Source organism: Microbacterium sp. NPDC078814 (genome assembly GCF_040702645.1).
Taxonomy (GTDB): domain Bacteria; phylum Actinomycetota; class Actinomycetes; order Actinomycetales; family Microbacteriaceae; genus Microbacterium.
Map to the genome: position 1 here is coordinate 65,656 of NZ_JBFBLT010000005.1, position 11,904 is coordinate 77,559.

Annotated in this window: 16 protein-coding genes; 6 read left to right on the forward strand and 10 right to left on the reverse strand. The window is 70.2% G+C overall.

Annotation, left to right across the window (positions count from 1 at the left end; all coding sequences use genetic code 11):
* Nucleotides 1-73 precede the first annotated feature (73 nt).
* The 3 genes from AB0300_RS11090 to AB0300_RS11100 are packed head-to-tail and all read left to right on the forward strand — an operon-like array spanning nucleotide 74 to nucleotide 1,103.
* Nucleotides 74-331, forward strand: coding sequence for a hypothetical protein (locus AB0300_RS11090; protein ID WP_025102908.1), 258 nt, complete (start codon nucleotides 74-76; stop codon nucleotides 329-331).
* Entirely contained in the window at nucleotides 328-822 is a 495-nt protein-coding gene (locus AB0300_RS11095; RefSeq protein ID WP_366216005.1) for a BLUF domain-containing protein, read from the forward strand. The genes AB0300_RS11090 and AB0300_RS11095 overlap by 4 nt, the downstream gene beginning before the upstream one ends.
* Nucleotides 819-1,103, forward strand: a complete 285-nt coding sequence (locus AB0300_RS11100; RefSeq protein ID WP_366216006.1) for a hypothetical protein — start codon at nucleotides 819-821, stop codon at nucleotides 1,101-1,103. Before AB0300_RS11095 ends, AB0300_RS11100 begins: the two co-directional genes overlap by 4 nt.
* A gap of 11 nt (nucleotides 1,104-1,114) precedes the next feature.
* Here the strand turns inward: AB0300_RS11100 and AB0300_RS11105 are convergent, their stop codons facing one another.
* From AB0300_RS11105 to AB0300_RS11125, 5 genes are all read right to left on the reverse strand, one after another.
* Nucleotides 1,115-1,456, reverse strand: coding sequence for a hypothetical protein (locus AB0300_RS11105; RefSeq protein ID WP_366216007.1), 342 nt, complete (start codon nucleotides 1,454-1,456; stop codon nucleotides 1,115-1,117).
* A 65-nt stretch (nucleotides 1,457-1,521) separates the two neighbouring features.
* Nucleotides 1,522-2,064, reverse strand: coding sequence for a hypothetical protein (locus tag AB0300_RS11110; protein ID WP_366216008.1), 543 nt, complete (start codon nucleotides 2,062-2,064; stop codon nucleotides 1,522-1,524).
* A 172-nt stretch (nucleotides 2,065-2,236) separates the two neighbouring features.
* Nucleotides 2,237-2,575: a hypothetical protein gene (locus tag AB0300_RS11115; RefSeq protein ID WP_366216009.1), complete on the reverse strand. Its 339-nt coding sequence runs from the start codon at nucleotides 2,573-2,575 to the stop codon at nucleotides 2,237-2,239.
* Between the two features lie 14 nt (nucleotides 2,576-2,589).
* A complete protein-coding gene (gene ychF, locus AB0300_RS11120) occupies nucleotides 2,590-3,663 on the reverse strand; it encodes a redox-regulated ATPase YchF (RefSeq protein ID WP_062766410.1) in 1,074 nt (357 codons plus the stop codon).
* Between the two features lie 114 nt (nucleotides 3,664-3,777).
* Nucleotides 3,778-4,518 (reverse strand): class I SAM-dependent methyltransferase, encoded by a 741-nt coding sequence (locus AB0300_RS11125; protein ID WP_366216010.1) that lies wholly within the window; start codon nucleotides 4,516-4,518, stop codon nucleotides 3,778-3,780.
* A 59-nt stretch (nucleotides 4,519-4,577) separates the two neighbouring features.
* Between AB0300_RS11125 and AB0300_RS11130 the strand changes: the two genes are divergently transcribed.
* Both AB0300_RS11130 and AB0300_RS11135 read left to right on the forward strand, forming a co-directional pair.
* On the forward strand, nucleotides 4,578-5,171 hold the full coding sequence (locus AB0300_RS11130; protein ID WP_025103958.1) for an exonuclease domain-containing protein: 594 nt from the start codon (nucleotides 4,578-4,580) through the stop codon (nucleotides 5,169-5,171).
* 51 nt (nucleotides 5,172-5,222) lie between these two features.
* Entirely contained in the window at nucleotides 5,223-6,491 is a 1,269-nt protein-coding gene (locus AB0300_RS11135; protein WP_366216011.1) for a DNA recombination protein RmuC, read from the forward strand.
* 36 nt (nucleotides 6,492-6,527) lie between these two features.
* Here AB0300_RS11135 and AB0300_RS11140 read toward each other — a convergent pair whose 3' ends face one another.
* Together AB0300_RS11140 and glpX are read right to left on the reverse strand one after the other, a co-directional pair.
* Nucleotides 6,528-6,815: a hypothetical protein gene (locus AB0300_RS11140; RefSeq protein ID WP_025103956.1), complete on the reverse strand. Its 288-nt coding sequence runs from the start codon at nucleotides 6,813-6,815 to the stop codon at nucleotides 6,528-6,530.
* Between the two features lie 171 nt (nucleotides 6,816-6,986).
* Complete coding sequence (glpX, locus tag AB0300_RS11145) at nucleotides 6,987-7,973, reverse strand: class II fructose-bisphosphatase (RefSeq protein ID WP_025103955.1); 987 nt, start codon at nucleotides 7,971-7,973, stop codon at nucleotides 6,987-6,989.
* A 187-nt stretch (nucleotides 7,974-8,160) separates the two neighbouring features.
* Between glpX and fbaA the strand changes: the two genes are divergently transcribed.
* A complete protein-coding gene (gene fbaA / locus AB0300_RS11150) occupies nucleotides 8,161-9,189 on the forward strand; it encodes a class II fructose-bisphosphate aldolase (protein WP_366216012.1) in 1,029 nt (342 codons plus the stop codon).
* 64 nt (nucleotides 9,190-9,253) lie between these two features.
* Here the strand turns inward: fbaA and AB0300_RS11155 are convergent, their stop codons facing one another.
* The 3 genes from AB0300_RS11155 to AB0300_RS11165 all read right to left on the reverse strand — a co-directional run bounded on the left by AB0300_RS11155 (nucleotide 9,254) and on the right by AB0300_RS11165 (nucleotide 11,848).
* Complete coding sequence (locus AB0300_RS11155; protein ID WP_366216013.1) at nucleotides 9,254-9,775, reverse strand: DUF6264 family protein; 522 nt, start codon at nucleotides 9,773-9,775, stop codon at nucleotides 9,254-9,256.
* 232 nt (nucleotides 9,776-10,007) lie between these two features.
* A complete protein-coding gene (locus tag AB0300_RS11160; protein ID WP_366216014.1) occupies nucleotides 10,008-10,799 on the reverse strand; it encodes an IclR family transcriptional regulator in 792 nt (263 codons plus the stop codon).
* A gap of 2 nt (nucleotides 10,800-10,801) precedes the next feature.
* On the reverse strand, nucleotides 10,802-11,848 hold the full coding sequence (locus AB0300_RS11165; protein ID WP_366216123.1) for a 4-hydroxy-3-methylbut-2-enyl diphosphate reductase: 1,047 nt from the start codon (nucleotides 11,846-11,848) through the stop codon (nucleotides 10,802-10,804).
* Nucleotides 11,849-11,904 lie beyond the last annotated feature (56 nt).

The following is an 11,904-nucleotide window of genomic DNA, read 5'->3' on the forward strand; positions in this document are numbered from 1 at the left end:
GTGCGTGTGCCATATCGAGGCGGGTCAGCGCAAGGCCCGCGGCGATGTCGGCCGCCCGCCGTAGTGTGGAGCCGTGCCTGATTCCCCCCACCCCGCATCGGATGTCCTCTGGGCGTGCGTCGAGGACGGCTTCCATGTCGGAAGCCGCGGCGGAGACTTCCTCGGCTACGTCGACCGTCAGCCCGACGGCCGCTTCGCCGCGTTCTCCGCGTCCGCGCAGCCGCTCGGTCTGCACGCCACGTTGAGCGACGCGACCACGGAGGTCGTCGCCCACGCCGGCCCCTCGGAGGGCGACGCCGCCCTCGGCGCTCCGGAGCTGGTGCAGGGGTGACGGCGGCCAGGGCCGACGGGCTGCTCCGCCTCGTCTACACCAGCACGGCGGCGCAGCCGTTCCGGGAGACCGCTCTGGAGCAGCTGCTCGAGCAGTGCCGCCGGTCGAACGCGGCCCGCGACATCACGGGCCTCCTCCTCTTCCGCCAGGGACGCTTCCTCCAGGTCCTCGAAGGACCGGTCGAGGCCGTGCGCCGACTCGTCGACGCGATCGCCGACGATCCGCGTCACCGCGCGATGCGCATCCTGCTGGAGACGCCGATCACCGCCCGGCTCTTCTCCGATTGGTCGATGGGCTATCGGTCGTTCCGCACGGGGAACACCGCCGCCCCCACGGGCTTCCGCGACTCCTTCGACGACCTCGTCGACGGCGCGGACGACTCCACGATGGAGCGCGCCCTGTTCGAGCTCACCCTGTGGTTCCGCACCCGCTCCGGCGCTGCGGTTCCGATTCCGGCCGCGAGCGACGAGGGTTCCTCCCTCCGGGTATGAGCGGGCCCGCGGGCGGACCGGAGCCGTCGCTCATCCAGCAGCGCATGGCGCTGGAACGGCGGCGGAACTGGGGCGTCTACGCGATCGTGTTCTCCTCGGTGATGACGGTCGGCTGGACGGTCGCGTTCCTCCTCGATGCGCCCGCCGGGTTATGGCGCGTTCTCAGCATCATCGTGTTCGCCGCCGGGATCATCGTCGGTATCGTCGAGACCCGCCGCGCGAGGCGCGCGCTCCGTGCGTTCGAGGATCGCCATGGGCCGGACGCGGGTGTACGGCGCTGAGCCGTCGCACGTCAGCGACCGAGACCGATGCTGAAGCCGCCCGAGAACAGCACCGCGCCGAGGCCCACGACGGCCATGCCGACCAGGAGCACCCACGCGACGGCGCGGACCCCGCTCCGCCCGTGGCGCGATCCGGACGTGAGAAGCAGGACGACCGTCGGTACGAGCAGCAGCCCGCCGAAGAGCAGGGCCGGGGCGACACGGACGTCCGGCGTGGGGCAGGGGAACGCGAGGGCGCACACCGTCGGCACTCCCTGAGCCAGCCAGAGGAGCAGCCACGTCACGAGCACGACGACGACCGCCGGCAGGGCTCTCCCCAGGAGCCGCGGTCGACTCGTCTCTGCCTGCTGCACCCCACCACTCTCTCAGGCGGAGCGAGTGAGATCCAGACCTCGCTCCGGCCGCGGGTTCGGCGGACTTAGGAGAAGAGCTGGCGCAGCGCGTCCGGGTCGCCGGCGTCGACCACCTTCTGGATGGCCTCGATGGTGGCGGGGTCGGTGAACATGCCCGCCAGGGTGTCGTTCCAGATCGCACGCACGCCGTCGATGTCCCCCGCGTCGACCGCGAGACCCGCCGCCGTCATGGCGTTCTGGTAGGGGATCTGTGCGAATCCGGCCTCGGCATCCAGCGGGCTGAAGTACGGCACCCAGGGCGAGTCGGGATCCGGGGTGAGCCAGAGCATCTGCCCCGGGGAGAGATCGCGCACGTGATTCAGCGAGGCGAGGGACGGGTAGGCGCAGAGCCGTTCGGCGATCACCGCCTCGACGTCGCCGGGCGCGACCGTGTACGTCACGACATGACCGTCGTCATCGAGGGTCACCTCCCCCTGCGCGAACTCCCTGGCGCCGAGGTCGACGAGCGGCTGTCGTCGCTCCCACCGCCAGTCGTCGGTGTAGCTGACGACCTCGGACAGTCGGACGCAGCGGTCCGTCGTGGTCGGCTCCGGTGCCTCCGCCGTCACGGGCTCGGGCTCGGGCCCGCGGGTCGCGGGCGGGGATGGAGCACTCGACGTGTCCCCGGTTCCTTCTGCGGCGCACCCGACCAAGAGCAGGGCCACCACCCCCACGGACGCGAGCGCTGCCGTTCGTGCTGTCGATCGAGACATCGCCCGCCTTCCGATAAGCCGGAACCTATCAGTCGTCGAAGCGGAACTCCACTCCGTCACGTCCTGCATCATGATCATCGAGGAAGACGGTCCCACGAACTTCACATCCGATGGCGGCAAGATCCGTGATCAGGCTCGCATTGACACCTTCGTCGTCGCCCGTTGAACGTGCGGTCACGTCAAGAAGCCACGTCGTCCGCTGATAGGTCAGATACTCGGGCTTGTACGCGCGTCCTGCCCGGCCGGACCGGGTCTGTTCGCCGATGTTCGCAGCTTCGGTGGGTTCGAGCCGGAGCGAGGCGGTGATCTCCGCGACAGTGCGCGACTCGCTGTAGATCGCCAGCGTTGCTCTGTCGTGATCGATCATCGCTCTCCGAATACCTAGTTGTTGAAGCGGAACTCCACGACGTCGCCGTCCTGCATGACGTAGTCCTTGCCCTCCAGGCGCGCCTTGCCCTTCGCACGGGCTTCCTGCACGGAACCGGTCTCCACGAGGTCGTCGAACGACACGATCTCGGCCTTGATGAAGCCCTTCTCGAAATCGGTGTGGATCACGCCGGCGGCCTGCGGGGCCTTCGATCCCTTGGGGATGGTCCAGGCGCGGGCCTCCTTGGGGCCGGCGGTGAGGTAGGTCTGCAGACCGAGCGTGTCGAAGCCGATGCGGGCGAGCTGGTCGAGGCCCGACTCGTCCTGGCCCGTCGAGGCGAGGAGCTCGGCGGCGTCCTCGGGGTCGAGGTCCTTGAGCTCGGACTCGATCTTCGCGTCGAGGAAGATCGCCTGCGCCGGCGCGACCAGGGCGGCGAGCTCGGCCTTGCGGGCGTCGTCGGTCAGCACGGACTCGTCGACGTTGAAGACGAAGATGACGGGCTTGACGGTCAGGAGCCCGAGTTCGCGGATCGGCTCGAGGTCGAGGCCGCTCGTGGAGAGCAGGATCCCGCGCTCCAGGGCGTCCTTGGCGGCCTTCGCGGCTTCGAGGACCGACGGGTCGATCTTCTTGCCGCGGACCTCCTTCTCGTACCGTGTGATCGCCTTCTCGACGGTCTGCAGGTCGGCGAGCATGAGCTCGGCGTTGATGGTCTCCATGTCCGACGCCGGATTCACGGCACCGTCCACGTGCACCACGTCGTCGTCGGAGAACCCGCGCACCACCTGGGCGATCGCGTCGGCCTCGCGGATGTTCGCGAGGAACTGGTTGCCCAGCCCCTCCCCCTCGCTCGCCCCGCGCACGATGCCGGCGATGTCGACGAACGACACCGCGGCGGGCAGGATGCGCTCGCTGCCGAAGATCTCCGCGAGCTTCTGGAGCCGCGGGTCGGGAAGGTTCACCACGCCGACGTTCGGCTCGATCGTCGCGAACGGGTAGTTCGCCGCGAGCACGTCGTTCTTGGTGAGAGCGTTGAAGAGGGTGGACTTGCCGACGTTGGGCAGGCCGACGATTCCGATAGTGAGAGCCACGGGGTATGAGTCTACCTGCGCCGCTCTCCCCCACCTCACCCTCGCCAGGGCAGGCACCCACGCGGGGTCAGGCGGCAGGGTGGGAAAAGTGCCTGATGCGGCGCGGACGCCTGTTCAGTCGCGGACCGCTCGGAAGGCCCTCGTCACGTAGGGCACCTCGATCGCGTCGTCCCCGCGCAGGCCGAGCTCGTCGAACAGGGCGTCCATCTCGCGGCGGATCCGGTCCTTCTCGGCATCGTCGGCGGTGATCACGGCGCTGCGGGACGCGGCCATACGATGCAGGAGCTCCCGCGTCATGGGGCGCGACCACTCCCAGCGCTCCTGCGCCAGAGCGCCGAAGGGCTCCGCCACCACGGGGTCGCCCGCAGCAAGCATGATCTCGGCGTTGCTGCCGTGCATGATGTCGGTGAGCCGGCGCACCCAGTCCACGCGCTCGTCGCGGAGGTTCCAGATGAGCCCGAGCACACCGCCCGGGCGCATCGCGCGACCGATCTCCGCCGACGCGGCGACCGGCTCGACCCAGTGCCACGCCTGACCCAGGACGACGGCGTCCACGCTCGCGTCCGGAAGCGGCAGCCCCTCGGCGGTCCCGACGAACGTGGGCACCCCGGGGACGGCGTCGCGAAGGGCCGCGAGCATCGCGGGGTCCGGATCGATCGCCACCACCTCGGCGTCCGCAGCTGCGACGAGCGCCCGCGTGAGCTTGCCGGTCCCGGCGCCGACATCGGCCACCCGCCGCGTACCGTCCGCCATCGGCTCCAGCATCCAGGCGACGGCCTCGAAGGGGTACTCGGGTCGTCCGGCCTCGTAGCTTCCGGCCGCCGCGCCGAAGGATCTCGCGAGTTCGTCCGCCATGTGGCCAGCATACGGCGAGCCTGCACAGCGACGTCGGAGGCCCGGGAGAGAGTGAGGACGTGCCACTGGACTTCACTGCGATCGACTTCGAGACCGCGAACTCCAGCCCGGCCTCCGCGTGTTCCGTGGGACTCGTGCGGGTGCGGGACGGGGAGGTCGTCGCCACCGCGAACTGGCTGATCCAGCCCCCGCCCGGCCATGACGAGTTCCAGGAGTGGAACGTCCGCATCCACGGCATCCGCCCCGAGCACGTGCTGTCGGCGGCGACGTGGGTCGATCAGTTCGACCGTCTGTGCGGCTTCGCGGGCGCCGACGTGCTCGTGGCCCACAACGCCGGCTTCGACCTGAACGTCCTGCGACGGGCGACCGAGGTCACGGGTCAGATCTGTCCGCCGTACCGGTCGCTGTGCAGCCTCCAGGTGGCGCGGAAGACCTACCAGCTCGACTCGTACCGTCTGCCGCTCGCCGCCGCGGCGGCCGGGTACGCGGAGTTCTCGCATCACGACGCGCTGGCGGATGCCCTCGCCTGCGCCCAGATCATCGTGGACGCGGCCGCGCGGGCCGGAGCCGCGGATGTCTTCGCGCTCGCCGATGTCCTCGGCCTCCGCGTGACCGAGCCCGCCGTGCCGGCACTGGAGCGCGCCGTCGCCTGACGCACCTCGCGTCCTCCCGGCGATGTCGGACGCCCCCGGCATCATGGAGCCATGGATGCCCTGTCGATCGTTCTCCTGCTCGTGGCCCTCGCCGCGGGCGTCGCTCTCGGGTGGTTCCTGCGAGCCGGTCGCAGCGCCGCCGACATCGCACGCACGCAGGCGGAGCTCGCGGCCGCGCGAGACGACCGCGACCGCCAGTACGACCTCTATCGGGACGCGGTCGAGCACGCCCGCACCGAGCAGCGGGCGGAGGCTCAGCGTGTCCAGCAGCAGAACGCCGTCCTGCAGGCTCTGGCACCGGTCCGCGAGAGTCTCCAGCAGATGCAGTCCAAAGTCGCCGCGATCGAGAGCGAGCGTCAGGCGCAGTTCGGCACACTCGCCGAGCAGCTCCGGCGTGCCCAGGAGTCCGATGAAGCGCTCCGCGCGACGACCGAGTCGCTCGCGGGTGCGCTGCGCTCCACGTCCACGCGCGGCGTCTGGGGCGAGACCCAGCTACGGCGCGTCGTCGAGGCGGCGGGGCTGACCAGACACGTCGACTTCGACCTCCAGGCGACGATCACCTCCGACCGCGGCCAGGGACGCCCGGACATGGTCGTCCGCCTTCCGGGCGGCACGTCCATCGCCGTCGACGCGAAGGTGCCCCTCGACGCCTACCTCGAGGCCTCCGCCCTCCCCCTCGGCGACGCCCACGAACCCCAGCGACGCGCCCACATGCAAAAGCACGTCCGCGCCGTCCGCGCCCACGTCGACGCCCTCGCCAAGAAGGCCTACTGGTCGGGCCTCGACGCGAGCCCCGAGTTCGTCATCTGCTTCCTTCCGAGCGAGTCGCTGCTGGCGGCCGCCATCGACGAGGACCCGACGCTGCTCGACTACGCATTCAGCCGTCGCGTGGCCCTCGCCTCTCCGGTCAACCTCTGGGCGGTCCTCAAGACCGTCGCCTACACGTGGACCCAGCAGGAGGTGTCCACCGAGGCCCGGACGCTGCTGGCGCTCGGCACGCAGCTCTACGAGCGCCTCGGCACGCTCGCGGGTCACGCCGACGACCTGCGCCGGGCGATCGAGCGCACGGTCGACAGCTACAACCGCTTCGCAGGATCCCTGGAGTCCCGGGTGCTCGTGACCGCCCGGCAGTTCCCCGGCGTCGATGCGGAGGCCCTGGCACCGGCGTCGCCGATCACCGCGGACGGGCGGCGCTTCACCGCTCCGGAGCTCCTGGCCCCGACCGAGGCCGAAGAGGCCGCCGATGCGATGCAGGCCGACGTCGGCGAGGTGCGCGCTCGTCTCGACCACGCCGCCGCGCTCCACGACCGGGAGCAGTGACGACGGGAGCGACCGGATCCTCCGACCGCGGGAGCGTCAGGCGACGCCGGGCACGCCGCTGAGCAGCAGGATGACGAGGCCGCTCGTCGCGAGGAAGGCACCGATCATCCACCAGGCGCTGACCTCGTGCCCCTCGGCGCGACGGACGCGGAACAGCACGTCGGCGCGGCGAGCCGGATCGACGGCCGGCTGAGCGACGGGTGCTGGCGGGGCCACGGCGGCCGCTTCGGCATCGGCACTCACCCGGAGGATGCGTCCGGTATTCGTGGTGATGATCTTCGTCGGCGCGGCGCTCTTCGAGCCGGTCGTGTGCTGCGTTGTCATGCGTTCGCCCTCCTGTGCCTGCGGTGCCTGGCGGCTCCGTCGACGGCGACAAACCCAGTGACAATTGTGACACGGCGGCTCGCCGAACCGGGCCCGACCCGTGCAGGAGGCGATACCGGGTCGGTAACGATGGCGAGAGTCCCCCCCGCGATCATGCCGGCGGGAGAGCCGTCACAGCCACTTCGAGACGAGGTGCTCCGACGCGATGCGGCGCAGCGTTCCGGAGGCTCCGCGCAGCACCACGCTCTCGGTGTACACGTAACCGCGCTCCCGCCGGACCCCGGCCACGAGCTGGCCGTCTGTGACGCCGGTCGCGACGAAGATCGTGTTGTTCCCCTGCACGAGGTCGTCCGCCTCGTAGACCTTGTCCATGTCGAGCCCCGCGTCGATACCGCGCTGGCGCTCGTCGTCATCGCGCGGCCAGAGCCGTCCCTGGATGTGGCCGCCGAGGGCCTTGATCGCACACGCGGTGACGATGCCCTCGGGGCTGCCGCCGATGCCGACGCACATGTCGGTACGGGCGTCGTGGCGGGCGGCGTTGATGCCACCGGCGACGTCGCCGTCGCTCATGAGACGCGTACCGGCACCGGCGTCGCGGATCTCCTGGATGAGCTGCTCGTGCCGCGGGCGGTTGAGCACCGAGACGACGATCTCGTCGACCGGCTTGTCCAGCGCACCGGCGAGCTTGCGGATGTTCTCGCCGATGGGTAGGCGGATGTCGACGACGCCGACACCGGCGGGCCCGGTCACGAGCTTGTCCATGTAGAAGACGCTGGAGGCGTCGAGCATCGTGTCGCGGTCGGACACGGCGATCACCGAGAGCGCGTTCTGCCGGCCGGCTGCGGTCAGCGACGTACCGTCGATCGGGTCGACCGCGATGTCGCACAGCGGGCCGCGCCCCGTGCCGACGACCTCGCCGTTGAACAGCATCGGGGCGTTGTCCTTCTCGCCCTCGCCGATCACCACGCGGCCCTGGAAGTCGACCGTCCCGAGGAACGCCCGCATGGCGTCGACGGCGGCGCCGTCGGCAGCCTCCTTCGCACCGCGACCGATGAACGGAACGGCACGGATCGCCGCCGCCTCGGTCGCGCGCACCAACTCCATCGCGAGGTTACGGTCGGGACGCAGCGGGCTCAGGTCGGCAGTCAGACTCACCATGAGCCCCAGCCTATCCGCGAGCAGGGGATCGATCGGCTCGTTTTCCGCCGGTGCGCGAGGAAGAAATCGCGGTTCTTAACACCACCGAAGGACGGCGCCCACCGACGCGCGACTCCTCCTGCCGGAGCCGGACACCCGCCCCGATAGAGTGGCAGCTGTCCCGGCTTCACCTACCGCAGGAGTTCTCATGCCCGTCGCCACCCCGGATCAGTACGCCGACATGCTCGACCGCGCGAAGGCAGGCGGCTTCGCGTACCCCGCGTTCAACGTCTCCAGCTCGCAGACGATCAATGCCGTCCTCCAGGGCCTGACCGAGGCCGGCTCCGACGGCATCATCCAGGTCACCACCGGTGGCGCCGACTACTTCGCCGGCCACACGGTCAAGGCCCGCGCGACCGGCGCCCTCGCCTTCGCCCGCTACGCCACCGAGGTCGCCAAGAACTACCCGGTCACCGTCGCCCTGCACACGGACCACTGCCCGAAGGACGCTCTCGCGGGCTTCGTCGAGCCGCTCATCGCCGCCTCGGAGGAAGAGGTCAAGGCCGGCCACAACCCGATCTTCCAGTCCCACATGTGGGACGGCTCGGCCGTGCCGCTCGCGGAGAACATCGAGATCGCCAAGGAGCTGCTCCCCCGCATGAAGGCCATCAACGCCATCCTCGAGGTCGAGATCGGCGTCGTCGGCGGCGAGGAGGACGGCGTGCAGCACGAGGGCTCGAACGAGGCGCTCTACACGACGTTCGCCGACGTGGACCAGGCCGTGCAGGCGCTCGGCCTCGGCGAGCAGGGCCGCTACATCGCCGCGCTCACCTTCGGCAACGTCCACGGCGTGTACAAGCCGGGCGGCGTGAAGCTGCGTCCGGAGCTGCTCGGCGAGATCCAGGCCGAGGTCGCCGCGAAGTACAACACCGGCGAGAAGCCGCTCGACCTCGTCTTCCACGGCGGCTCCGGCTCGACCGATGAGGAGATCGCCCTCGCGGTCGCCAACGGCGTCATCAAGATGAACATCGACACGGACACGCAGTACGCGTACACCCGTGCGATCGCCGACTACATGTTCAAGAACTACGACGGCGTGCTGAAGGTCGACGGCGAGGTCGGCAACAAGAAGCAGTACGACCCGCGCGCCTGGGGCAAGATCGCCGAGTCGGCCATGGCCGCCCGCGTGGTCGAGTCCACCCGCCAGCTGGGCTCGTACGGCCAGTCGAAGAGCTGACACCCGCAGACAGACGAAAGGGGCCCGGCATCATGCCGGGCCCCTTTCGTCTGTCTACTCGGGGTCAACGCACCCCGGTCGCCTGGTCGAGGTAGGCGATGAAGGCCGGGTCGCCCATCATCGGCACGACGAGGCAGAACGAGGCGAAGCCCAGCGTGATGACGGCTCCGACGAGCGGGAGCCACCAGGTGAGGCGGCCACGACGCAGGCGACGGATCGACAGGGCCGCCGTGACGCACCAGCCGACCGCCAGCACGACGGCCGCGATCGTGCCCCACGTGCGGCCCGCGGCGTAGTTGGTGAACTCCCCCTCGATGCCCAGCATCCCCATGGTCTGATTCATCACCGGGACGATGTCGAGGTAGGACAGGCCGGTGACGACGACGTTCACGAGGCCATAGGCGAGAAGCGCGATCGTCGCGAAGCGGTCCACCGAGGAGGGGCGCGCCGGAGCAGGAGCCGCGGGCGAGGGGTCCGAGACAGGAGCCGACGGGGCGACCACCTCTGCCACGGGCGGCAGCCCCGCGGCCCTCCGCTGCTCCTCGGGCGTGGCGAGTTCCCCGTAGCGGGGGCGCTGGTCGGTCATCCCGCCATGGTATCGGCCGGTGCTCCGTCGGTCGTTCAGGAAAAGGGACCCAACCGATAGCGGCCCCGGAGAAGTGGGGACTTCTCGGGGCCGCGGACGGAGAGCGCTGGGGACGCTCCTCATCCCGTTCGGTCGCCGGCGCTGGGGACGCCATGGGCGATCAGTAGGGCGTTGTCAGCCACTACGCCTTCGATCATAGATAAGCGACGTGGCGGGCACCAGGGTCACGAATTCAGATGGTGAACTCGGCGTCCGGCCCGTCGGTGTCGAACGCATCGGCCCCGAGCTGGAGCGACAGCCGACGGGCGGCGCGCTGCAGGTTCGAGACGAGCCGCCGGTTGACCACGGCCTGGTCGGCCGGGAGGGAGACGGCCAGCGATGCCGTCACGCCCGGGGCGATGACCGGGACCGCGACGCAGGTCGCGCCGATCGCGTACTCCTCGCGATCGATCGCCCACCCCGGGGTCTGCTCGAGCTGGGTGAGGAGCGCTGTCCGGTCGCTGATCGTCCGCGGCGTGAGCTCCTCGAGCCGATGACGGGCAAGGTAGTCCAGCCGGTCCTCTTCCGAGAGGGCGGCGAGGATCTGCTTCCCGAGGGCGGTCGCGTGCGCGCTGGCGTGCAGCCCGACCCACAGCTCGATCCGAGGGTTCCGCACGGCGTCCACGATGTCGACGAGGTGGATCTCCCCATCCGCGTACCGCGACAGGTAGGCCGTGGCGCCGACGTCCTCGGTCACTGCGCGCAAGGCGGCGCGCACGCGGGCGAGGAACACGCCTCGGGAGCCGATCTGCTGCTGGAAGGACGGGAACCGGTCCCCCAGCACGAGGCCGTCGGGCTCCGCACTCAGGTACCCCTCGTGCACGAGCGTGCGCACGAGGTTGTAGGTGGTACCCGGCGTCAAGCCCGTGATCGACGAGAGCATCTTCGCCGGCAGGGGGCGCGGGGAGTTCGCGACGATGTCGACCAGGCGGAGAGCGCGTTGCACGGACCCGATGAGGGTCGGCTCCGCCTCCGCGGCGTTCACCGCTACGCACCCCCTCCTGCGGAGGCGCGGCCGCCGAGGGCGCGCGCGTCGCGCTGGCCCGTGGCGTCCTGACGGAGCTCCTTCGGCAGGGAGAACATGAGGTCCTCCTCCGCCGTCTTGACCTCTTCCACGTCGCGATACCCGGCATCGCCGATCGCGTCGAGCAACTCGCGCACGAGCACCTCGGGGACCGACGCGCCACTGGTGACGCCGACCGTCTCCACGCCGTCGAGCCACTCCTGGCGGATCTCCTCGGCGTAGTCCACGCGGTAGGCGGCCTTGGCTCCGTACTCCAGCGCGACCTCGACGAGTCGCACGCTGTTGGAGGAGTTGGCGGACCCCACGACGATCACCAGATCAGCACCCTGGGCGACCTTCTTGATGGCGACCTGCCGGTTCTGCGTGGCGTAGCAGATGTCGTCGGACGGCGGGTTGTGCAGCTCGGGGAACCGGGTGCGGAGCCGGTTCACCGTCTCCATGGTCTCGTCCACGGAGAGCGTCGTCTGCGACAGCCACACCACCTTCGAGGGGTCCTTCACCTGCACGGTGTCGGCCTCCTCCGGGGAGTTCACGACGGTGACGTGATCCGGTGCCTCTCCGGCCGTGCCCTCGACCTCCTCGTGCCCGTCGTGGCCGATGAGCAGGATCTCGAAGTCGTCCCGCGCGAAGCGCACGGCCTCGCGGTGGACCTTGGTGACGAGCGGGCAGGTGGCGTCGATCGCGTGCAGGCCACGGTCGGACGCGGCGTTGACGACAGCCGGGGAGACGCCGTGCGCGCTGAAGACGACGTGCGCGCCCTCGGGCACCTCGTCGACCTCCTCGACGAAGATGGCCCCCTTGGCCTCGAGCTCCGTCACGACGTGGATGTTGTGCACGATCTGCTTGCGGACGTAGACCGGGGCGCCGTAGCGCTCGAGCGCCTTCTCCACAGCGACCACGGCGCGGTCCACGCCTGCACAGTAACCGCGGGGGGCGGCGAGCAGGACGCGCTTGTGTCCGGGCACCGGGTTATCCTGAAGCCGCCCGGCCGCGGCGCGCACTCGTGGGATGCGAGGAGCGGGAAGATGAACGGCAGTCGAAGTCACCCCTCGATTCTACCGTCGTG